This window comes from Amycolatopsis sp. TNS106 (assembly GCF_019330265.1).
Taxonomy (GTDB): domain Bacteria; phylum Actinomycetota; class Actinomycetes; order Mycobacteriales; family Pseudonocardiaceae; genus Amycolatopsis; species Amycolatopsis lurida.
Genome location: NZ_CP024972.1, coordinates 4,653,921 through 4,675,977 on the forward strand (window position 1 = coordinate 4,653,921; position 22,057 = coordinate 4,675,977).

General features: G+C 68.5%; 20 protein-coding genes and 1 riboswitch. Of the genes, 11 read left to right on the plus strand and 9 right to left on the minus strand.

Annotated features, from left to right (window positions below; translation table 11 throughout):
- Positions 1 to 92 precede the first annotated feature (92 nt).
- The 4 genes from CVV72_RS20915 to cobN all read left to right on the plus strand — a co-directional run bounded on the left by CVV72_RS20915 (position 93) and on the right by cobN (position 5,904).
- Positions 93 to 998: an ABC transporter ATP-binding protein gene (locus CVV72_RS20915; RefSeq protein WP_219145417.1), complete on the plus strand. Its 906-nt coding sequence runs from the start codon at positions 93 to 95 to the stop codon at positions 996 to 998.
- Positions 995 to 1,846, plus strand: a complete 852-nt coding sequence (locus CVV72_RS20920; protein ID WP_219145418.1) for an ABC transporter permease — start codon at positions 995 to 997, stop codon at positions 1,844 to 1,846. The genes CVV72_RS20915 and CVV72_RS20920 overlap by 4 nt, the downstream gene beginning before the upstream one ends.
- A 3-nt stretch (positions 1,847 to 1,849) precedes the next feature.
- A complete protein-coding gene (locus CVV72_RS20925) occupies positions 1,850 to 2,095 on the plus strand; it encodes a helix-turn-helix transcriptional regulator (protein WP_005162705.1) in 246 nt (81 codons plus the stop codon).
- A gap of 99 nt (positions 2,096 to 2,194) precedes the next feature.
- Positions 2,195 to 2,269, plus strand: a riboswitch (cobalamin riboswitch).
- Positions 2,270 to 2,322: 53 nt separating this feature from the next.
- Entirely contained in the window at positions 2,323 to 5,904 is a 3,582-nt protein-coding gene (cobN, locus tag CVV72_RS20930) for a cobaltochelatase subunit CobN (protein ID WP_219145419.1), read from the plus strand.
- Positions 5,905 to 6,106: 202 nt separating this feature from the next.
- On the opposite strand, the gene CVV72_RS20935 is transcribed toward cobN, so the two are convergent.
- Positions 6,107 to 7,195 carry a dihydrofolate reductase family protein gene (locus tag CVV72_RS20935; protein WP_219145420.1) on the minus strand — a complete coding sequence of 363 codons (1,089 nt, stop codon included), beginning with the start codon at positions 7,193 to 7,195 and terminating at the stop codon, positions 6,107 to 6,109.
- 803 nt (positions 7,196 to 7,998) lie between these two features.
- Between CVV72_RS20935 and CVV72_RS20940 the strand changes: the two genes are divergently transcribed.
- Positions 7,999 to 9,213, plus strand: a complete 1,215-nt coding sequence (locus CVV72_RS20940; protein WP_219154040.1) for an HNH endonuclease signature motif containing protein — start codon at positions 7,999 to 8,001, stop codon at positions 9,211 to 9,213.
- 336 nt (positions 9,214 to 9,549) lie between these two features.
- Positions 9,550 to 11,115 (plus strand): ABC-F family ATP-binding cassette domain-containing protein, encoded by a 1,566-nt coding sequence (locus CVV72_RS20945; protein WP_219145421.1) that lies wholly within the window; start codon positions 9,550 to 9,552, stop codon positions 11,113 to 11,115.
- A 51-nt stretch (positions 11,116 to 11,166) separates the two neighbouring features.
- Here the strand turns inward: CVV72_RS20945 and paaE are convergent, their stop codons facing one another.
- From paaE to paaZ, 6 genes are read right to left on the minus strand one after another with little or no spacing between them, the layout of a single operon-like run.
- Entirely contained in the window at positions 11,167 to 12,237 is a 1,071-nt protein-coding gene (paaE, locus tag CVV72_RS20950; RefSeq protein ID WP_219145422.1) for a 1,2-phenylacetyl-CoA epoxidase subunit PaaE, read from the minus strand.
- Entirely contained in the window at positions 12,237 to 12,725 is a 489-nt protein-coding gene (paaD, locus tag CVV72_RS20955; RefSeq protein ID WP_016332044.1) for a 1,2-phenylacetyl-CoA epoxidase subunit PaaD, read from the minus strand. Before paaD ends, paaE begins: the two co-directional genes overlap by 1 nt.
- Entirely contained in the window at positions 12,719 to 13,576 is an 858-nt protein-coding gene (gene paaC, locus CVV72_RS20960) for a 1,2-phenylacetyl-CoA epoxidase subunit PaaC (protein WP_219145423.1), read from the minus strand. The genes paaD and paaC overlap by 7 nt, the downstream gene beginning before the upstream one ends.
- 1 nt (position 13,577) lies before the next feature.
- On the minus strand, positions 13,578 to 13,862 hold the full coding sequence (gene paaB / locus CVV72_RS20965; RefSeq protein ID WP_005168080.1) for a 1,2-phenylacetyl-CoA epoxidase subunit PaaB: 285 nt from the start codon (positions 13,860 to 13,862) through the stop codon (positions 13,578 to 13,580).
- Positions 13,862 to 14,800 carry a 1,2-phenylacetyl-CoA epoxidase subunit PaaA gene (gene paaA, locus CVV72_RS20970; protein WP_219145424.1) on the minus strand — a complete coding sequence of 313 codons (939 nt, stop codon included), beginning with the start codon at positions 14,798 to 14,800 and terminating at the stop codon, positions 13,862 to 13,864. Before paaA ends, paaB begins: the two co-directional genes overlap by 1 nt.
- Complete coding sequence (gene paaZ / locus CVV72_RS20975; protein WP_219145425.1) at positions 14,797 to 16,827, minus strand: phenylacetic acid degradation bifunctional protein PaaZ; 2,031 nt, start codon at positions 16,825 to 16,827, stop codon at positions 14,797 to 14,799. The genes paaA and paaZ overlap by 4 nt, the downstream gene beginning before the upstream one ends.
- 203 nt (positions 16,828 to 17,030) lie before the next feature.
- On the opposite strand from paaZ, the gene paaI reads away from it, so the two are divergent.
- From paaI to CVV72_RS20990, 3 genes are read left to right on the plus strand one after another with little or no spacing between them, the layout of a single operon-like run.
- On the plus strand, positions 17,031 to 17,420 hold the full coding sequence (paaI, locus tag CVV72_RS20980; RefSeq protein WP_219154041.1) for a hydroxyphenylacetyl-CoA thioesterase PaaI: 390 nt from the start codon (positions 17,031 to 17,033) through the stop codon (positions 17,418 to 17,420).
- A complete protein-coding gene (gene paaK / locus CVV72_RS20985; protein ID WP_219145426.1) occupies positions 17,417 to 18,703 on the plus strand; it encodes a phenylacetate--CoA ligase PaaK in 1,287 nt (428 codons plus the stop codon). Before paaI ends, paaK begins: the two co-directional genes overlap by 4 nt.
- Entirely contained in the window at positions 18,700 to 19,293 is a 594-nt protein-coding gene (locus CVV72_RS20990; protein ID WP_219145427.1) for a TetR/AcrR family transcriptional regulator, read from the plus strand. The genes paaK and CVV72_RS20990 overlap by 4 nt, the downstream gene beginning before the upstream one ends.
- A gap of 119 nt (positions 19,294 to 19,412) precedes the next feature.
- Here CVV72_RS20990 and CVV72_RS20995 read toward each other — a convergent pair whose 3' ends face one another.
- Positions 19,413 to 19,691 carry a hypothetical protein gene (locus tag CVV72_RS20995; RefSeq protein WP_219145428.1) on the minus strand — a complete coding sequence of 93 codons (279 nt, stop codon included), beginning with the start codon at positions 19,689 to 19,691 and terminating at the stop codon, positions 19,413 to 19,415.
- A 186-nt stretch (positions 19,692 to 19,877) separates the two neighbouring features.
- Between CVV72_RS20995 and CVV72_RS21000 the strand changes: the two genes are divergently transcribed.
- Positions 19,878 to 20,393 (plus strand): NUDIX hydrolase, encoded by a 516-nt coding sequence (locus CVV72_RS21000; RefSeq protein WP_219145429.1) that lies wholly within the window; start codon positions 19,878 to 19,880, stop codon positions 20,391 to 20,393.
- Positions 20,390 to 21,055 carry a TetR/AcrR family transcriptional regulator gene (locus tag CVV72_RS21005; RefSeq protein WP_219145430.1) on the plus strand — a complete coding sequence of 222 codons (666 nt, stop codon included), beginning with the start codon at positions 20,390 to 20,392 and terminating at the stop codon, positions 21,053 to 21,055. Before CVV72_RS21000 ends, CVV72_RS21005 begins: the two co-directional genes overlap by 4 nt.
- On the opposite strand, the gene CVV72_RS21010 is transcribed toward CVV72_RS21005, so the two are convergent.
- Positions 20,982 to 22,010: an AraC family transcriptional regulator gene (locus CVV72_RS21010; protein ID WP_219145431.1), complete on the minus strand. Its 1,029-nt coding sequence runs from the start codon at positions 22,008 to 22,010 to the stop codon at positions 20,982 to 20,984. The two genes, CVV72_RS21005 and CVV72_RS21010, sit on opposite strands and share 74 nt — an antisense overlap.
- Between the last annotated feature and the right edge of the window lie 47 nt (positions 22,011 to 22,057).

Genomic DNA, 22,057 nt, shown 5'->3' on the forward strand with positions numbered 1-22,057 from the left:
ACTGTAGATGGCCCCTTCGAGCGAGAGTATGTCTCAGATCATATGTAGTAGGTGTGCTACATTAGATCGCAGCACTGAGATGGGGGTGACCAATGAGAGATCCACAAGACGTGATGATCTCCGTCAAAGATCTCCGCATGCGGTACGGGACGAACGACGTCCTCCACGGCGTCGACTTCACCGCGCATCGCGGCGAGGTGATCTGCCTGCTGGGCCCGAACGGCGCGGGCAAGACCACGACGATCGAGATCCTCGAAGGCTTCCGGATGCGGTCGGAGGGCGAGGTCAGCGTGCTGGGCGCCGACCCGGCGCACGCGGACGAGAACTGGAGGGCGCGGCTGGGGGTCGTCCTCCAGGCTTGGCGCGACCACGCGAAATGGCGGGTGCGCGAGTTGCTGGAGCACCTGGGCGGCTACTACGCGCCGTACTCCACGGACCGCATCAAGCGGCCGTGGGATCCGGACGAACTGGTCGCCGCGGTCGGCCTCACCGAGCACGCGGACAAGAAGGTCCGGATGCTCTCGGGCGGCCAGCGGCGCCGTCTCGACGTCGCGATCGGCATCGTCGGCCGTCCGGAACTGCTGTTCCTCGACGAGCCGACCGCCGGACTGGACCCGGAAGCGCGGCGCGAGTTCCACGAGCTCGTGCACCAGCTGACCGATGACGACGACACGACGATCCTGCTGACCACGCACGACCTCGACGAGGCCGAGAAACTGGCCGACCGGATCCTGATCCTGAACCACGGCCGCATCGTCGCCGACGGTTCGGCCGACGCGCTGAGCAGGCAGATCGCCGGCGAGGCCGAGGTGCGCTGGACGCTGGACGGTCAGCGGTTCGTGCACTCGACCACGGAATCGACGAAGTACGTCCACGAACTGTTCAAACAGCACGGGGACGCCATCGGCGATCTGGAGGTCCGGCGGGCGTCGCTGGAAGACACGTACATGACCCTGGTCCGCAAGGCCGAATCCCTCGAGGCGGTGGGCGCGCGATGAACACGATTCAGCACAGTGTCCGGCTGGGCGTCCGGCGCGGCTGGCTCGAAGGCCGCCAGATGATGACCAACCGGGAAGACCTCTTCAACACCTTCCTGTTCCCGGTGATCTTCATCGTCGTCATGTTCTTCATGCGCGATTCGAAGCTCCCGGGCACGGAGTTCTCGCTCGGCGCCGCCACCGTGCCGAGCGTGCTGGGCGCGTCGATCGTGTTCAGCGGCATGCTCGGGATGGCGGGCGTCCTCGCCGTCGAACGCGAGGACGGCACACTCCTGCGCGCCAAGGCCACGCCGAACGGCATGATCGGCTACCTCGTCGGCAAGGTCGTCACGGTTTCCCTCAACACGGTCATCGGGATCCTGCTGGTACTGGTCCCCTGCCTGTTCCTGTTCGACGGCATCGCACCCGGCGGGTGGACGTCCTGGCTCGGCCTGCTGTGGGTACTGGTGCTCGGTCTGCTCGCCACCATGCCGATCGGCGCGATCTTCGGCTCGCTGACCACGAACGCGCGCAGTATCGGGCTGATCATGCTGCCGACACTGGGTATCGGCGCGATCTCGGGGATCTTCTACCCGATCACCGCGCTGCCGGAGTGGCTGCAGTACCTCGGGCAGGTGTTCCCGATGTACTGGCTCGGCCTCGGTATGCGGTCGGCGCTGCTGCCGGACTCGACGGTGGTCATCGAGATCGGCCAGTCCTGGCGGCCATGGGAGACCCTCGGCGTGCTGTCGGTATGGACCGTGATCGGATTGACGCTGGCCCCGGTCGTCCTGCGGCGCATGGCGCGGCGCGAGTCCGGGTCCTCGGTGGCGGAACGACGGGAAAAGGCGATGCAGCGAATTGGCTAGCTCATGAGCGAGGTCGTTTACAACCGGATCGCGATGTTGCGGGCGGAACGGGGCATCTCCCGCCGCGAACTCGCCGACGCGCTGGGCGTGCATTACCAGACCATCGGCTACCTCGAACGCGGCGAGTACAGCCCGAGCCTCTACCTCGCCCTGCGGATCGCGGAGTTCTTCGAGGTGGCGGTGGAGATCATCTTCTCCACCGCCCCTTTCCCGCGGATCGGTGACTCTTCGTCGGAGCGGTCGGCGTGAGCCGGCATGGGGTACGCGTTCGACCCCGGCTGCACATCACCTTGACTCCCGCCGGACAGCACCGGAGAGTGAACCGAAGAACCCACGCGTCGGCAGGTGGAGGAACCCGGTGAGAGTCCGGGGCGGTCCCGCCACTGTCACCCCTCCCGGTCAAGGAGGGGAAGCCAGGAACTCCGGCCGGCGCGACCGCACGACCCGGGGCGCGGACACCCCGAGTGAGGACTGCTGTGATCCTGCTTCTGTCCACTTCGGACACCGACCTGCTCAGCGCCCGGTCCAGCGAGGCCGAGTACCGGCTGGCGAACCCCGCCCGGCTCGACCTGGCCGAGCTGCCCGCCCTGCTCGACGGCGCCCCGATCGTCGTCGTCCGGATCCTCGGCTCCGAGCGCAGCTGGCAGGAGGGGCTCGACACGGTCCGCGCGAGCGGCGCGCACGTGGTGGTCCTCGGTGGTGAGCAGACGCCGGACGCGCAGCTGATGAAGCTGTCGACGGTCCCGGCGGGCACGGCGGCGGAGGCGCACGCGTACCTCGCGCAGGGCGGGCCGGAGAACCTCACCCAGCTGCACCGCTTCCTGAGCGACACGCTCCTTCTGACGGGTGACGGCTTCGAGCCGCCCGCGGTGCAGCCGCTCTGGGGTGTCCTCGAGCGCGAGCCCAAGACCACCGAGGGTCCGGTCATCGCGATCCTCTACTACCGGGCGCATCACCTCTCCGGCAACACCGAGTTCGTCCACGCCCTCTCCGACGCCGTCGAGGACGCCGGGGGCCGTGCGCTCCCGATCCACTGCGCGTCCCTGCGCACGCGCGAGCCGGAGATGATGGCCGAGCTGGCCAAGGCCGACGCGCTCCTGGTCACCGTGCTGGCCGCCGGCGGCACCCGGCCGTCCGAGGTCGGCGCGGGCGGCGACGACGAGGCGTGGGACGTCGCCGAGATGGCCGCGCTCGACATCCCGATCCTCCAGGCCCTGTGCCTCACCAGCGACCGCGAGACCTGGTCGGCCAACGACGACGGCCTCTCGCCGCTCGACGCGGGCAACCAGATGGCCGTCCCCGAGTTCGACGGCCGGCTCATCACCGTCCCGTTCTCGTTCAAGGAGATCGACGACGACGGCCTGCCCAAGTACGTGCCGGACGCCGAACGCGCGTCCCGCGTCGCGAAGATCGCGCTGGCACACGCCCGGTTGCGCCACACTCCCCCGCCGGAACGCCGTATCGCGCTGATGCTGTCCGCGTACCCGACCAAGCACTCCCGCGTCGGCAACGCCGTCGGCCTCGACACGCCCGCGTCCGCGATCGAACTGCTGCGCCGCATGCGCGATCAGGGTTACGACCTCGGCGAAGACCCGTTCCCCGGCGTCGAGCCCACCGGCACGGACCAGCCCGACGGCGACGCGCTGATCCACGCGCTCATCGCCGCGGGCGGCCAGGATCCGGAGTGGCTCACCGAGGAACAGCTGTCCGGCAACCCGATCCGCGTCCCGGCCGACAAGTACCGTGAGTGGTTCGCCGAGCTGCCCGCGGAGCTGCGCGAGGGCATGGAGGAGCACTGGGGCCCCGCTCCCGGGGAGCTCTATGTGGACAACGGCGACATCGTGCTCGCGTCCCTGCAGTCCGGCAACGTCATCCTCATGATCCAGCCGCCGCGCGGATTCGGCGAGAACCCGGTGGCGATCTACCACAACCCGGACCTTCCGCCGAGCCACCACTATCTGGCCGCGTACCGCTGGCTGGAGGAGGAGTTCGGCGCGCACGCCGTCGTCCACCTCGGCAAACACGGCTCGCTGGAATGGCTTCCCGGCAAGACCGCGGGCCTGTCGGACTCGTGCGCGCCGGACGCCGTGCTGGGCAACCTGCCGCTGATCTACCCGTTCCTGATCAACGATCCGGGTGAGGGCGCGCAGGCGAAACGGCGTGCGCACGCCACGATCGTCGACCACCTGATCCCGCCGATGGCCCGCGCCGAGAGCTACGGCGACATGGCCCGGCTGGAGCAGCTGCTCGACGAGCACGCCAACATCGCCGCGATGGACCCGGCCAAGCTGCCCGCCGTCCGCGCGCAGATCTGGACGCTGATCCAGGCAGCGAAACTGGACCACGACCTCGGTGTCGAGGAACGCCCGCACGACGCGGAGTTCGACGACTTCCTGCTGCACATCGACGGCTGGCTGTGCGAGGTCAAGGACGCGCAGATCCGCGACGGCCTGCACATCCTCGGCGCCGCGCCGGAAGGCGAGGCACGGATCAACCTCGTGCTCGCGATGCTGCGCGCACAGCAGATGTGGGGCGGCAAACAGGGCGCGGTGCCCGGTCTGCGTTCCGCCTTGGGGCTCAAGGAGAACAGCGACGCTCCGCTGTCCGAAGTGGACGCGATCGAGCAGAAGGCACGGTCACTCGTCGAGGCGATGGAAGCCAGGGACTGGTCCCCCGCCGCGGTCGCCGAGGTCGTCGCCGACGTACCGGAGCACCAGGAGGTCGCCCGCGTGCTGACCTTCGCCGCCACCGAGATCGTGCCGCGGCTGGCGGGCACCGGCGCCGAGATCGACGCCGTGCTCCACGCGCTCGACGGCGGCTACATCCCGGCCGGGCCCAGCGGTTCTCCCTTGCGCGGCCTGATCAACGTGCTGCCGACCGGCCGCAACTTCTACACCGTGGACCCGAAGGCCATCCCGAGCCGTCTGGCTTGGGAGACCGGGCAGGCGCTCGCCGACTCGCTTCTCCGCCGCTACAAGGAGGACACGGGCGACTGGCCGCGTTCGGTCGGCCTCTCGGTATGGGGCACGTCGGCCATGCGCACCTCGGGCGACGACGCGGCGGAAGTCCTCGCCCTGTTGGGTGTCCAGCCGATCTGGGACGAGGCTTCGCGACGGGTCACCGGCATCGAGGCGATCCCGCTCGCCGAACTCGGCCGCCCGCGGATCGACGTCACCGTGCGGATCAGCGGGTTCTTCCGCGACGCCTTCCCGCACGTGATCACCCTCCTGGACGACGCCGTCCGCCTGGTGGCGAACCTCGACGAGCCGGACGAGCAGAACTTCGTCCGCGCGCACACCCGCACGGATCTGGCCTCGCATGGTGACGAACGCCGTGCCACGACGAGGATCTTCGGCTCCAAGCCCGGCGCGTACGGCGCGGGCCTGTTGCCGCTGATGGATTCCGGGAACTGGCGCGACGACAAGGATCTCGCCGAGGTCTACGCGGTCTGGGGCGGCTTCGCCTACGGCCGCGACCTCGACGGCAGGCCGGCGCGCGAGGACATGGAGAACTCGTACAAGCGGATCGTGGTGGCGGCCAAGAACACCGACACCCGCGAACACGACATCGCCGACTCCGACGACTACTTCCAGTACCACGGCGGGATGATCGCGACGGTCCGCGCGCTGACCGGGACCGCGCCCGCCTCCTATGTCGGCGACAGCACCACCCCGGACGCCGTCCGCACGCGCACCCTCGGCGAGGAGACCGCCCGCGTCTTCCGTGCCCGCGTGGTCAACCCGCGCTGGCTGGCGGCGATGCGCAAGCACGGCTACAAGGGAGCTTTCGAGCTGGCCGCGACCGTCGACTACCTCTTCGGTTTCGACGCCACCGCCGGGGTGGTCGGCGACTGGATGTACGAAAAGCTCACCGAGTCCTACGTGCTCGACGAGGTCAACCAGGAGTTCCTGCGCCAGGCCAACCCGTGGGCGCTGCGCGGCATCATCGAGCGGCTGAACGAGGCGGCCGATCGGGGGCTCTGGGCGGAGCCGGACGCCGACCTTTTGGCTCAGCTGCGCGAGGTCTACCTCTCGTTGGAAGGCGACCTCGAATCCTGACCGTCACCCGCTGGAGCAGCGCCATGGCACTCCCGGCGGTACCACTGTCGTATGCGCAGAACTTAGCGTGACAAGGGCGGTGGGACGTCAATGATCGGGAGGACAGCGATGATCAAGCGTCTGTTGAAGGTCGTGCTTCGTCACGGTTGCTGCTCGGCGTGCACCGGTCTGGGCTGCGGCTGCTGCGACGCCTGCAAGTAGTTCAGAGGTGGACACCCGGGATATGGGTGTTCGCGCGGCGGACGTCGGCGGCGAGGGCGGGTACCTCGATCACCCGGCGTCCGGCCGCCTCCAGCGTTTCGGCGCCGACGCAGTCGACGAACACCGACGGCTCGCGCCAGGCGAAAACGACGCGCGGGATGCCGGCGTCGAGGATCAGCTGGGTGCAGCTTCGCGGATGTGACGTCCGCGAGCTGCACGGCTCCAGCGACGTGTACATCGTCGCCCCCGTCAGTCTCGGATCCCCGGGTTCGAGCTTCGCGAGCGCGGCTTCTTCGGCATGGTTGGCGGGATCGCCGTCGCCCGAGTAGCCGGTGGAGATGACTTCGCCGTCGGCGGCGGTGATGACGGCCCCGACGCGAAAGGTACGCGGCGGACAGTTCTCGGCCAGTGCGATGGCCTCGCGCAGCCGCAGAATGTCCACTTCGGACGGTTCCGGCGTAGCGTGGTACTCCAGTACGGCGATGTCACCCAGCCGCGAGCTTTCGACCAAGGCCAACCCGCGCGGGAATGCGCCGGGGCCGACGAAGCGCGGCGCGCGCGGGTCCCCGACGAAGAACGGCGCGATCGCCAGGTGCAGTTCGTCGACCAGGCCTTCGGCGAGGAACTGGGTGTGGATCGCGCCGCCGCCTTCGACCATGAGGCGCCGGATTTTTCTCGCGTGGAGGTCGGCCAGCACTTCGCTCAGGCCGGCCAGTTCGACGACGGTCGCCTTCACTCCCGTGACGACGCCGGGCGGCGCGTAGACCAGCTTCTCGGCTTCACCGACGGTGAAGAACTGCGCAGCCGGATCGAGTGACCCGCTCCGCGTGAGGGTGACCTTGACCGGTTGCTCCGGGCGCCCCTCCGCGACCCTTTTCGCGACGAGCTCCGGCGAGCGGACCAGCAGCCGCGGGTCGTCCGCGCGGATCGTGTTCGCACCGACGAGGATCGCGTCCGACGCCGCGCGCAGACCGTCCACCCTGGCCCAGTCCTCCTCGTTGGACAGCACCAGCCGGGTGTCACTGGCGTCGTCGAGGTAGCCGTCCAGGGAGATCGCGGCGGACAGCAGGACATGGGGGCGTTCGGTCACGTCCGTCAGTATGCCCCGGCCTGTCGCGGGTCGCTGACGTGACGGACGGCGGGGCTTGTGCCAGGCCTCCGTTGCCGGAATTTGGCGACGGCGGGGCCGTGGGTCCGGTCCCGGTACCGCGTGATCGGGTCGACGCGTGGAGTCGTTACCGGGATTCGGCCATGGTCGTCGCCCGTGGGTTCCGGGACCCTGACACATCCGCACCCTCGCCGAAATCCCGGCAACCATCGCCTGTGGGATCCGGGGACCGTTTCGAAGTCGGCTCGACCGGGCTCGGCACCGGAGTCGTTACCGGAATTCGGCAACGGCCGTCCGTGGGCTCCGGGAAACGACCCCGACGCATCCACACCAAAACCCGGCAACCACCGCCCGCAGGATCCGGCGAACGCACCGAAGCCACGTGACCGGACCCGACACCGAAGTCATAACCGGAATTCGGCAACGGTCGCCCGCGGGCTCCGGGAAACGTACCGAAGTCGCGTGACCGGACCTGACACGCCAGAGCCGTTACCGCAATCCGGCAACCATCGCCCGCGCAAGCCGAGGAGCACCCACACAGCGCGATAACAGTCGACTCCAGCGACCATTACCCACCAATACGAGAAAGCCCTGGTTCCCAAGGCAGCGCCCGAGAAGTCCCGCCGTCGTCCCGCTCACCATTACCGAGCAAACACGCACCCCACAGATTCTCCTTGCCACGACTGACATTTCCGAATATCGACGACGCGACAGCAGCCGTATGATCCAGAACTGTCGGTGGGTGGTTGTAGGTTCGCAGGGTGGACACTTACGAAGCCACTGCCGTGGCGCTACTCGAAGAAATCACCTGCCCCGACAACCTGAAGGCCATCAATGCCGCCGCAGATTCGTTGGACGACAACGAATCCGTCGCCCTGGCGAAGGCGGCGTCAGCGGGGATCGCCCGGCTGGAAGCGATCCGTTACCGCGCCCTGTCCCAGCTGAACCGGCATCGCGAAGGCGCGCGTAGCGTCACGCAGGAAGTCGCGCTCGCCCTGTCGGTGGGCGACAGGTACGCGGCCGGGCTGATCGCCGCCGCCGACGCGTTGACCACCAGGCTGCCACGAACTCTTGGTTTGATGGACAAGGGCCAGGTGGACGGGTTCGGTGCGATGAAGGTCGTGACGGCCACAGCGTGGCTGTCCGATGAGCACGCGCTCGCCGCCGACGCCTTGCTGGAAAACCGATTGCCCGGCAAGAATGCCGACCAGATCCGCAAAGCGGCGAACCACGCGGCGACGACTGTCGACCGTGAGGGCGCGGACAAGCGCTGCGAGCAGGCCCGCGAAGGCCGCAGGCTCGTGGTGAGCCAGGGTGAGGCGGGCGTGGCCTCACTGTGGATCGAGGACGGCCCGGTGGAGAAGGTCACCGCCGCCTACAACCGGATCAACCGGGAGGCCCGCGCGCTCAAAACCGGCGACGAGCCCCGCACGTTGGATCAGCTTCGCGCCGACGTCGCCCTCGACCTCCTGTTGAGCGGCACCGGCGGAAAAAGCGAACGCGCCGAAGTATTCCTTTACCTGGACCTCTTCACCTACCTCGGCCTCAACGACGACCCGGCGGAAATGGCCGGACACGGCCACATCCCGGCGTCGCTGGCGCGGCACATCGCGAGCGGACCCCAAACGGTGCTTCGGCGGATCATCACCGACCCGCTGTCAGGTCAGGTCGCGGATCTCGGCCGGGCCCGGTACCGCCCGACGGCCGGTCTTGACGAGTTCGTCCGGGTCCGCGACCGCGAATGCCGCAGACCAGGGTGCCACCGGCCCGCTCAGGCCTGCGATCTCGACCACTCCATCCCGTGGCAGTTCCAGGGGAACACCGACGCCGGCGACCTCATCGACTTCTGCCGCCGCGACCACCGGCTCAAGGACGAACCCGGGTGGATCTACCGGCTGGCTCCGGACGGAACCCTGACGATCACCACACCGACCGGCCAGACCTACGACAGCACGCCTCCGCCTCTGCACACACCCCGTACCGAGGAAGCACCGTTCTGACCGTGTTGCCGCGAAACGGCGACGCCTTATTCACGAAAGCCACAGGCCTGCCGCCATACCTTCCCCACCAAACACCCAGCAGCGGCAGTGAAGCCGGCCCAATTCCCCATCGCTACAAACGGCGACGCCTGATTCAGGAGAGCCACAGGACTACCTGCCTCCACACCCTCCCCACCAACCACCCATCGCCACAAAACGGCAACCGGCACGAAACCGCGCGGACCGTGTTCGCCCCCGAAAAATCGGTCGCACCGAAGCCGACGGTCGGCTAGCCTGTCGCGGTGATCTTCTGAGACGAACCTGCGCCCTCATCCCACCTCCTTCGCAGGGAGTCTCATGTCTTCTTCCTTGACGCTTTCCGACGTCACCTTCACCTGGCCCGACGGCACCCCGGCGTTCGAACGTCTCTCGCTCACGATCGGCGGCGGCCGCACCGGCCTGGTCGGCACCAACGGGTCCGGTAAGTCCACGCTGCTCAGGCTGCTCGCCGGTGATCTGCGAGCCACCTCGGGCTCCGTCACCGCACCGGGTGAGCTCGGCTATCTGCCGCAGAATCTCGTCCTGGACACCGGCCGCCGCGTCGACGACGTACTCGGTGTCACAGCGATCCGCGCGGCTATCCGGGCCGTCGAGAACGGTTCAGCCGCCGAAGCGCATTTCGTCACCATCGGCGACAACTGGGACGTCGAGGAACGCATCCACGCGATCCTCGACCGGCTCGGCCTGGGCGCCATCCGGCTGGATCAGCGGGTGGGCGAACTGTCCGGTGGCGAGCTCACGTTGCTCGGGCTGGCCGCCCTGCTGCTGCGCCGTCCCGCCGCGCTACTGCTCGACGAGCCCACGAACAACCTCGACCTCCGGGCCCGCGAGCTCGTGCACCGCGAGGTGGCGGGCTGGGGCGGGATCCTCGTGGTCGTCTCGCACGATCGCGAGCTGCTCTCCCTGGTCGACCGGATCGCCGAGGTCCGCGACCACGAGGTGACGCTGTACGGCGGGAACCTCACCGACTACGAACACGCCGTCGAGGTCGCGCAGGAGGCGGCGCGGCGGCACCTGCGCGCGGCGGAGTCCGATGTCAGGCGGCAGAAACGGGAGCTGATCGAAGCCGGGACCAAACTCGCCCGGCGCGCCCGCTACGGCCAGCAGATGTGGGACCGGAAACGCGAACCCAAGGTGCGGATGCGCAAACGCCAGGAGGACGCGCAAATCGCCGCGGGCAAGTACCGGAACCTCCATACCGACCGGCTCGAAACCGCCGTCGAGGCGATGAAGGCCGCGGAGGAACTGGTGCGGGAGGATGTCGAGATCCGGGTCGAGCTCCCCGAAACGACGGTTCCGAGGGGAACGGACGTACTCCGGATCGACGCCGTGCCCCGCTTCGGCCCGCCGGTGGATCTGCACGTCATGGGGCCCGAGCGGATCGCGCTGGTCGGCCCCAACGGTTCGGGCAAGACCACCCTGCTCCGCACGATCACCGGCGAAATCCCGCCGGAGTCGGGCGAGGTGGGACTGTTCGTCCCGGCCAGGCTGCTCCCCCAACGGCTCGACGTACTCGACGACTCGCTGTCCATTGTGGACAACGTGCGGCTGGTCGCTCCGTCGCTCACGGACAACGAGATCCGCGCGAGGCTGGCACGGTTCCTGTTCCGGGGCAAGGCGGCCGACCGGGAGGTGACGTCGCTGTCCGGCGGGGAACGGTTCCGTGCCACGCTGGCGACGTTGCTGCTGACCGAGCCCACGCCCCGGCTGCTGCTGCTCGACGAGCCGACGAACAACCTCGACCTGGCGAGCGTGCGACGGCTCACCGAGGCGCTCCTGGCCTACCGGGGAACGCTGATCGTCGCGAGCCACGACCGGCCGTTCCTCGCCGACATCGGCATCACCCGCCGCCTGGAGCTCTAGCCTCGTGAGTGGTAAGGACGGTTCTAACCGTCCTTACCACTCACGAGGCGATCAGGCGTCGAAGTCCACGGTGACGGCGTCGGAGATCGGCACCGACTGGCAGGTGAGCACGAAACCGGCGTCGACTTCGGCCTTCTCCAGGGCGAAGTTGCGCCGCATGTCCACCTTGCCGTCGCAGATCTTCGCCCGGCAGGTCCCGCACACTCCGCCCTTGCAGGCGAACGGCAGGTCCGGGCGATACTTCTGCGCGCCGTCCAGCAGCGAGGAGCTCCGCGGCAGCGTCATCGTCGTCGACCGGCCGTCGAGGACCAGCGTGACCTCGCTGGACGCACCCACGACGGCCGGATCGATGTGGTGCACCGGCTCCGGCGGAGTGTCCACATAGAACAGTTCCTGGTGGACGCGATCGTCGGCGACGTCCAGCGAGCGCAGGAGTTCCTGCGCGCCGGTCACCATCTCGAACGGCCCGCACAGCCACCAGTGCGCGACGTCCTCGACCGGGATCAGCACGGTGCACAGACGTCGCAGCTTCTCCACGTCGAGCCGCCCGGTGAACAGTTCGGCCTCGCGCGGTTCCCGGGAGAGCACGTGGACGAGTTCGAGCCGGGCGGGGTAACGGTCCTTGAGATCCGCGAGGTCGTCGGCGAACATGACGGTGTCCGTGCGCCGGTTGCCGTAGAGCACGGTCACCGTCGCGTCGGTGTCGCTGAGCAACGAGGACGCGATCGACAGCACCGGCGTGATCCCGGATCCGGCCGCGATGAGCACGTGATGCCCGGCAGCCTCCAGGTCAGGGCTGAAGCTGCCGGTCGGCGGCGCGACCTCGATCTCGTCGCCGGGTTTCACGTCGCGCACGAGCCACGACGAGAACAGCCCGCCCGGCACCTCGCGGACGCCGACCCGCGGCGCCGCACCGGCGGGCGCGCAGATCGAGTACGAGCGGCGCTCGTCGCGGCCGTCGATCTCGCGGCGCAAGGTCAGCGACTGGCCAGGTTTGAAGCGAAAGGTGTCCGCGAGATCTTCGGGAACGTCGAAGGTCACCGCGACGGCGTCGTCGCACAACCGCTGGACGTCGGACACCTTGAGGGTGTGGAAACCCGTGCGGCGCAGGGTCGCTGTCACTAGATCTCCTTGACGTGTTCGAACGGTTCGAGGCAGAACCGGCAGCGGCGCAGGGCCTTGCACGCCGTCGCGCTGAACCGGGACTGCTCTTCGGTGTCCGCGGAACCGCAGTTCGGGCAGCGCACGGACGACACTGGTGGGCTCAACGTGAGCGGGATCGGTCCGGTCCGGCGAGGCGCGGCCCCCGGCGGCGCGATGCCCGCTTCGGCCAGTTTCCGTTTGCCGTCCTCGGTGATCCAGTCGGTGGACCACGCCGGCTGGAGCACCGTGCGGACTTCGACCTCGCCGTAGCCCGCGCCGGTCAGCGCGTGCACGAGGTCGTCGCGCATGGTGTCCATCGCCGGGCAACCCGTATAGGTCGGAGTGATCGCGACGACCACCCGGCCGTCCTCTTCGGACACTTCACGCAGCACGCCGAGATCGGCGAGGGTGAGCATCGGCAGTTCCGGATCGGTGACCGTGGCCGCCACGGCGTACGCGGTCACCATGTCGCGTCCGGATGTTCCCTGGCGACACTCTGCAGGGTCGCCAGCAGGAAGCCCATCCGCTCGGTGTGCACGCCGTCACGGCCCATCCGGCCCGAAACCCCCGCGATGGCACCGATTTCCGGGCGCGTCAGCTTCGCGACGGCCAGCACCTGATCGAGGATCGCGTCGAACTCCGGCCTCAGCGACGGCGACTCGACGAACTCGACCTCGTGCGCCGTGAACAGCTCGCCGACATACGGCCAGACCGCGTCGAGGCCTTCCTGCATCCGCGAGTGGGACAGCTCGGTGCCGTCGCCGAGGCGCACGGCCCACTGGGCGGCGTAGTCGCGGTGGTAGGCGACCTCCTTGACCCCCTTGTCCGCGATGGCCGCGAGCACGGGGTCCACGCTGGTCTGCAAGCGCTGAAGCAGGGCGAGACGCCAGATCGAGAACACCAGCAGCCGCGCGATCAGATGCCCGAAGTGCCCGCCGTCGAGTTCGGCGAGCCGGACGTTGCGGTACTCCTGCTCGCTCCGGAAGAAGGCGTACGAGTCCTCCGTGCGGTCGCTGCCGTCGGCCTTGCCCGCGCGGGCGAGCAGCAGCCGCGCCTGCCCGAGCAGGTCGAGCGCGATGTTCGCGATCGCGACCTCGTCTTCGAGCTCAGGCGCGTTCGTGCACCACTCCTGCAGCCGATGCGAAAAGATCAGCGCGTCGTCGCCGAGCATCAGGCAGTACGCGGCCAGCCGTGCACCGTCCACACCGGACGGAACCGTCGTGTCCACACCGGCCAGCGGATCCTCGAACCCGGTGCCGAAGGCCCAGCGGGAGTCGTTCTCCTCGGTGATCGCCTCGTAGGCGTTGTCGAAGCTCATGTCAGATGTGGGGGACGTTGTCGGGAATGTCGTAGAACGTCGGGTGCCGGTACACCTTGTCGCCGCTGGGCGCGAAGAACGGGTCCTTCTCGTCCGGCGAGGACGCCGTGATGTCCGACGCCCGCACGACCCAGATCGACACGCCTTCGTTGCGGCGGGTGTAGAGATCCCGCGCGTGGTGCAGCGCCATGTCGTCGTCGGCGGCGTGCAGCGAACCCACGTGCACGTGGTTCAGGCCGCGCTTGCCCCGGACGAAGACCTCGTACAACGGCCAGTCGTGTTTCATCACGAACCCTTCTTCGCTGCGTGCGCGGCGGCGGCTTCCCGCACCCACGCGCCGTCTTCCTGGGCCCGCCGCCGGTGCGCGATGCGCTGGGCGTTGCAGGGACCGTTGCCCTTCAACACGTTCTTGAACTCGTCCCAGTCGACGGCGCCGAAGTCGTAGTGCCCGCGTTCGGCGTTCCACTTCAGCTCCGGATCCGGGAACGTGACACCCAGCGCCTCGGCCTGCGGAATGGACATGTCGACAAAACGCTGGCGCAGCTCGTCGTTGGTGTGCCGCTTGACCTTCCACGCCATCGACTGCGCGGTGTTCGGCGAATCCGCGTCCGGCGGGCCGAACATCATCAGCGACGGCCACCACCAGCGGTTCACCGCCTCCTGCACCATTTCCCGCTGCTTCTCGGTGCCGCGCATCATCGTCATCAGCAGCTCGAAGCCCTGCCTCTGGTGGAAGGACTCCTCCTTGCAGATGCGGATCATGGCGCGCGCGTACGGCCCGTACGAGCTGCGGCACAAGGGAACCTGGTTGCAGATCGCCGCGCCGTCGACCAGCCAGCCGATCACGCCGACGTCGGCGAAGGTCAGCGTCGGGTAGTTGAAGATCGACGAGTACTTCTGCTTGCCGTTGATCAGCTTGTCGGTCAGATCCGCGCGGTCGGCGCCGAGCGTGGCGGCCGCCGAGTACAGGTACAGCCCGTGCCCGGCCTCGTCCTGCACCTTCGCGAGCAGGATCGCCTTGCGCCGCAAGGAAGGCGCGCGGGTGATCCAGTTGCCCTCCGGCTGCATGCCGATGATCTCCGAATGCGCGTGCTGCGCGATCTGCCGGATCATCGTCTTGCGGTAGCCCTCGGGCACCCAGTCCCGCGGCTCGATGCGCTGATCGCGCGCGATGGTCGCTTCGAAATGCTTTTCGAGGTCTTCCTCGGGAAGGGTCGCTGTCATGACTGCTCCTTGGCGACCAGGGTGAGCACGTCGTACTTGGCGACCGAGTCACCGTCGGCGTTGGTCACGTCGGCGTCCCAGCGGACCTCGCCGTATTCCTGGTCGATGCGCGGGGTGATCTGCTTGGCGGTCAGGGTCACCGTCAGCGAGTCGCCGACCTTGACCGGCGTGAGGAACCGCAGGTTCTCGAGGCCGTAGTTGGCCAGCACCGGGCCGGGCTCCGGCGAGACGAACAGGCCCGCCGCGAACGAGACCACCAGGTAGCCGTGCGCCACGATCCCGCCGAACAGCGGGTTCGCCGCCGCGGCCTCGGGGTCGGTGTGGGCGTAGAAGGTGTCGCCGGTGAACTCGGCGAAGTGGTCGACGTCTTCCTGGGTGACGGTGCGCGGACCGGCGACGACGGAGTCGCCGATCTTCAGCTCCGCCAAGGACTTCCGGAACGGGTGGACGTCACCTTCGGTCCTCGGCGCGCCCGCGACCCAGCGGCCGGTGACCGTGCTGAGCACCTTCGGGCTGCCCTGGACGGCGGTGCGCTGCATGTGGTGCAGCACGCCGCGGATGCCGCCCATCTCCTCGCCGCCACCGGCGCGGCCGGGACCACCGTGCACCAGCTGCGGCATCGGCGAACCGTGACCGGTGGACTCCTTGGCGTCTTCGGCGTCGAGCACCAGCAGACGGCCGTGGTACGGCGCGACCCCGAGGACGACCTCGCGCACGAAGTCCTGGTCCGCGGAGACGACGGAGCCCACGAGACTGCCACCGCCGCGAGCGGCGAGCTCGATGACCTGTTCGGTCGAGGTGTAGGGCAGCAGGGTCGACACCGGGCCGAACGCCTCGACCTCGTGCGGCTCGGACCGCTCCGGGTCGGCCTTCAGCAGGACCGGCGAGATGAACGCGCCGCGTTCGGCGTCCGCGCCGACGACCTCGACCTGCTCCGGGTCGCCGAAGACGACCGTGCCGACGTCCAGCAGCGCCTTGAGCGACCGCCGAACCTCTTCCCGCTGCTCCAGGCTGGCCAAGGCGCCCATCCGCACACCTTCGGCGGTGGGGTTGCCGATGGTGGTCTTCGCCAGCCGCGCGCTCGCGGCCTCGGCGACGTCGTCCACCAGGTCCGCGGGCACGAACGCGCGGCGGATGGCGGTGCACTTCTGGCCTGCCTTGACCGTCATCTCGGTGGTCAGCTGCTTGACGAAGAGATCGAATTCGGTGGTGCCGGGTTTGGCGTCCGGGCCGAGGATCGACAGGTTCAGCGAGTCGGCCTCGGCGTTGAACCGGACGGAGTTGCGCACGATCGCGGGGTGTGCGCGCAGTTTCTGCGCCGTCGACGCGGAGCCGGTGAAGGAGACGAGGTCCTGCGCGGTGACGTGGTCGAGCAGGTCGCCGACGCTGCCCGCGACGAACTGCAGCGTGCCCTCGGGCAGGATGCCGGACTCGATGATGATCTCGACCAGCCGCGCGGTGAGATACGCGGTCTGGCTGGCGGGCTTGATCAGGCTCGGCACCCCAGCGAGGAACGCGGGCGCGAACTTCTCCAGCGGGCCCCAGACGGGGAAGTTGAACGCGTTGATCTGGACGGCGACCCCGCGCAGCGGGACGGCGATGTGCTGGGCGACGAAGGTGCCGCCCTTGCCCAGCGGCTCGACGTTGCCGTCGACGTAGACGGTGTCGTTCGGCAGTTCGCGCTTGCCCTTGCTGGAGTAGGCGAACAGCACGCCGATGCCGCCGTCGATGTCGACCATCGAGTCGGTCTTGGTCGCGCCGGTGCGCGCCGAGAGCGCGTACAGCTCCTCACGGTGTTCGCGCAGGTGGGAGGCCAGTGCCTTCAGCAGCGCGGCACGCTGGTGGAAGGTCAGCTCACGCAGCGCGGGGCCGCCGACGCGGCGCCCGTACTCCAGCGCGGCGGCGAAGTCGATGCCCTCGGACGAGACCCGGGCGACCTCTTCGCCGGTGGAGGCGTCGTGCAGCGGTACTCCGTCACTTTCCGCCGTGTGCCATCCGCCGGAGACGTAGCTGCGCAGCAATGCCATGGGGCCGAACCCTTCGATGGTGGTATTAACAGACCGTCCGTTCAGTAATTGACTGTAGCTCGCGCCCGGGGTCTTGCAAACCCCCGGACGGCGGCGGATCCTTGACATCCACCCGGAAGCGCGCCTTTACTTGCGACACCCTTTAACAACCGTCCATTCGGTCAGTAACTAGGTGGTCTGGCTTGACTAACGCCGCGCACACGATGTTCGCCGACGACCAGGCGTCGAACGCGCTGGGCATCGAGCTGGTCGAGGCCGCCGAAGGGCGCGCCGTCGCCACCATGCGGATCACCGAGACGATGGTCAACGGCCACGACATCGCCCACGGCGGCTACGTCTTCCTGCTGGCCGACACGACGTTCGCCTGCGCCTGCAACAGCCGTGGGCCGGTGACGGTCGCTTCCGGCGCGGAGATCTCCTTCGTCGCCGCCGGCAGGCTCGGCGACCACCTCATCGCCACCGCCACCGAGCGGACCCGCTACGGCCGCAACGGCATCTACGACGTCACCGTGCACCGGGAGACCCCCGACGGGCCGGAGGTCGTCGCCGAATTCCGCGGCCGCAGCCGCACCATCGAGAAAGCATCACGATGACCGCCTTCAGCGACGAAGCCGAGAACCTGACCATCGACGAGCTCCAGGCGCTGCAACTGAAGCGTCTCCGGTGGACGTTGCGGCACGCCTACGACAACGTGCCGTTCTACGCCCGGAAGTTCGACGAGGCGGGCGTTCACCCGGACGACTGCAAGGCACTCGAAGACCTGGCGAAATTCCCCTTCACCACGAAACAGGATCTGCGCGACAACTACCCGTTCGGCATGTTCGCCGTGCCGGAAGCGCAGGTCAGCCGCATCCACGCGTCCAGCGGGACCACTGGGAAACCGACCGTCGTCGGCTACACCGCCGAAGACATCGACACCTGGGCGACGGTGATGGCGCGCTCGATCCGCGCCGCGGGCGGGCGGCCGGGCGACAAGGTCCATGTGGCGTACGGATACGGCCTGTTCACCGGCGGCCTCGGCGCGCATTACGGCGCCGAGAAGCTCGGCTGCACGGTGATCCCGGCGTCCGGCGGCATGACCGCGCGCCAGGTGCAGATCATCACCGACTTCAAACCCGAGATCATCATGGTCACGCCGTCGTACATGCTCACGCTGCTCGACGAGTTCGAGCGGCAGGGCATCGACCCGCGGACGAGCTCGCTCAAGGTCGGGATCTTCGGCGCCGAGCCGTGGACCGAGCAGATGCGCGCGGAGATCGAGGACCGTGTCGGCATCGACGCCGTCGACATCTACGGCCTGTCCGAGGTGATGGGACCCGGCGTCGCGCAGGAATGCGTCGAGACGAAGGACGGGCTGCACATCTGGGAGGACCACTTCTTCCCCGAGGTGATCGACCCGTTCACCGAAAAGCCCATCGACACCGAGGGTGAACTGCTGTTCACCTCGCTCACCAAACAGGCGCTGCCGATCATCCGTTACCGCACGCGCGACCTCACCCGGTTGCTGCCGGGCACCGCGCGGCCGGCGTACCGGCGGATGGAGAAGGTGACCGGGCGCAGCGATGACATGATCATCCTGCGTGGCGTCAACGTCTTCCCCACGCAGATCGAGGAAGTCGTGCTGGTGACCCCCGCGCTCGCGCCGCATTTCCAGCTGATCCGGTCGACGAAGGGCCGGATGGACCACCTGACGGTCCGCGTCGAAGCACGCCCGGACGCGACCACCGAGCAGCGCGCCGAGGCCGCCGCCCGGCTGATCGCCGGCGTCAAGGACGGGGTCGGGGTGAGCGTCGGCGTCGAGGTCGTCGACCCCGACACGCTGGAACGGTCGCTGGGCAAGATGCGTCGCGTACTCGACGAACGGGACCGCGGTTGAGCACCCCCGCCCGCCGGGGACGCCCCGGCTACGACCTCGAGTCGCTGTTGCAGGTCGCGGTCAAGCTGTTCAACGAACGCGGCTACGACGGCACCAGCATGGAGGACCTGTCCCGCAAGCTCGGCATCACGAAATCCGCGATCTACCATCACGTGCCGAGCAAGGAGGAGCTGCTGCGGCTCGCCGTCGACCGCGCGCTGAACGGCCTGTTCGCCGTGGCCGCCGAGACGGAATCCTTCGAGGGCAAGGCGATCGAGAAGCTCGAGCATCTGGTGCGGGGCAGTGTCCTCGTGCTGGTGGAGCAGCTGCCGTTCGTGACGCTGCTGCTGCGGGTGCGCGGCAACACCAAGATCGAACGCGCGGCGCTGGCGCGGCGGCGCGAATTCGACCGGCTCGTCACGGAACTGGTGAAACAGGCCGAAACCGAAGGCGACGTGCGGCCCGACATCGATCCCGCGGTCACCGCGCGGCTGCTGTACGGCATGGTGAACTCGCTGATCGAGTGGTACCGGCCGCGGCGGGGTTCGGCCGGGTCGGAGTTGGCGGACGCGGTCTGCAAGATCGCCTTCGACGGCCTCCGGACCCAATGAGGCTGCAGGGATCCTGAGCCCAGCGGGGCAACTCCCCGCGACCGCCGGCCAAGGTTCCCAATGTCGCATTTGAGACGCTGAGCGACTCAAATGCGACATTGGGAACCTTCCCGATCCCGCTACTCCCCCGCGACCTTGGGCGGCCGCCGCGCCTGCCAGATCAGCGCGTCGCGCAACTGCTGGATGAGCTGTTCGTCGTCGGCCTCCGACGGATCGACCCCGAGCGGGATCCAGCGTTCGCCGACCTCGGCGCCGTTCTCGAAACTGGTGATCACGATCCCCGCGTACGAGACGGTTTCGTCCCCGCTGTCACCTTGGATGCGGACGTCACGATGCTGCAGCCGCACACTGACCCACCGTCCGGTACGGCGAACCGGCTCGCGTTCGGCACTGGCCATTCGTCCCTACTCATGACGCCCGGTCCCCCCGCCCCGAACGTCGCCGTGAAGGCCCTCGGGGTTACCGGCGGGTTGTTCCGAATGAGTAACGACAGGCGGTCACTTGAAACGGTTACGCTCGGCCCATGAGCACCGATCCGGCGAAGGTCGGCCTCTGGATCGGCGAGGACGGTAACCTCCGAAATCGTGGAACTGCTTCCCTTCGGTGAGTACGCGGCGTCCCTCAACCGGAAGCGCACGGCGGCCGGAGTACTGCTCCACGATGCCCGGTCGCGAATACTGCTGGTGGAGACCACCTACAAACCCGAGTGGGAGATCCCCGGCGGCGCCGTCGAGGCGGAGGAGACACCTTGGGCGACAGCTGCGCGCGAACTCCACGAAGAACTGGGCATCACCCGTGCCCTCGGCGCGCTGTTGGTCATCGACCACGTCCCTACGCACGGAGTCATGCCGGAGGGATTGGCGTTCGTGTTCGACGGCGGCTTGATCACTGAAAAGGAAGTACGCGCTATCGAGTCGACGGACCCCGAAATCCGATCTGTCGGGTTGTACTCGCCGGCTGAGGCGGCTCGGTTGGTGAAGCCGACCCTCCACGGTCGGATCAACGCCGCGTTGTGCGCGGTGAACAGCGGCGAGACTGTGTTCTGCGAGTCCGGCAGCCCATCCAAAGCTCCCTTTGAAACGGTTACGCTCGGCCCATGAGCACCGATCCGGAGAACCGGCGGCGCCGCCTCGAGCCGGCCGCCCGGCGCGCCGAGATCCTGACCGCGGCCCGGCGGCTGTTCGGCGCGGGCACCTACGCCTCGGTTTCGACCTCGGACATCGCGAAGGCCGCCGGAGTGGCGAGGCCCCTGATCAACCACTACTTCGGCGGCAAACGGGAGCTGTACCTGGAAGTCGTCCGGCAGATGATGATCGTCCCGGCGCCGGTGATCGAGAACCTGCCCGACACGGGCGCCGAAGAGCGGCTCGCGATCAGCGTCCAGCACTGGATCGAGGTCGTCGAGCGCAACGAGCAGGCGTGGCTGACGGCGATCGGCCCCGAGGCGGTGGGCCGCGACCCGGAGATCGAGCGGATCATGCTGGAGGCCGACGAGATCGCCGCCGATCGCGTGCTCGCGGCCGCGTTGATGAGCGATGTCGTCGAGGGTCGCGAAGAACTCCGCGCGATGATCCGTTCGTACGGCGGGATGCTGCGCGCGGCGTCACGCGAATGGCTGATCCGCGGCACGCTCGGCCGCGAAGAGCTGCGGGTCTTCCTCACCGATTCGATCCTGCACCTGCTGCGGGTCACCTACCCGGCCGTGCTCGCAACGCGTTCCGCCGGGCATAAGCCGCCGGCGTCATCCCCTTCCAGCGTTTGAAGGCGTAGATGAAACTCGACGCTTCGGCGTACCCCAGCCGCAGCGCGACGTCCTCCACGCTGAGCGCTCCGGTGTCGAGCATCTCCTCCGCCAGGGCCTGGCGGACCTCGTCGAGCAGCGTGCGGTAGCCGGTCCCGGCCTCGAACAGCCGCCGTCGCAGCGTGCGCGGGCTGAGCGCGAGCTGCCGCGCGACCTCGTCCATCCCGGCGTCGACGCCACCGAGCCGCACCAGCCGTTCCCGGACCTGCTGCGCGATCCCGGAGCGTTCCCGTTTCCGCGACACCAGCAGATCGCATTGCGCGGCGCAGACCGCGACCGTCTGATCGTTGGCCTGCGGCAAGGGCCTGTCGAGGAAGAGCGGATCAAGGGTGGCGAGATGCGACGGAGCGGAGAACGACGGCGCCAGGCCGAACGTCCGCACGTATTCGTCCACTGTGGAGGGACGGTCGTGCCGGAAAGCCACGGAACGCAACGAGATGTCCGGCAGGATGTCGCGCATGACGGTGTGGATGGCGCCGAGGTCGCGCAGCACCAGGAACCGGGCGACGTCGCCCGGCACACGGCTGTCGTCCATGGCCAGCGCGAGCCGTCCGGACTCGACGGTCACATGCGGGATGCAGAAGGTGAAACTCAGGTCCAGGTAGCGCAGGGCGAAGCGCATCGCGTCCCCCAGCGTCGGGCTGCTGATGCACGCGAAGCCGAAGATGCCGAACGCGCTGACCCGGTATCGCCTGCTCAGCCGCAGCGCGACGTCGTCCCCGCCGCCGAGCCCGCGGACCAGCGCCCGGACCACCGCCAGTTCCTGCCTAGCGTCGACCTGGCCGTCCACGGGGGCGTACTCGTAGTCCTCCAGCCCGGCGACACCGTTCTCGGCGGCGAAGCGGGCCATGAGCACGATGCTCGCCGTGCCGCGCGGGTAGTCCCAGTCCCGGATCACCGGCGGCGGTAGTTCCATGGCCGGGATTATGGATCGCGGCAACGCCCGGCGCATTGAGGACCGTA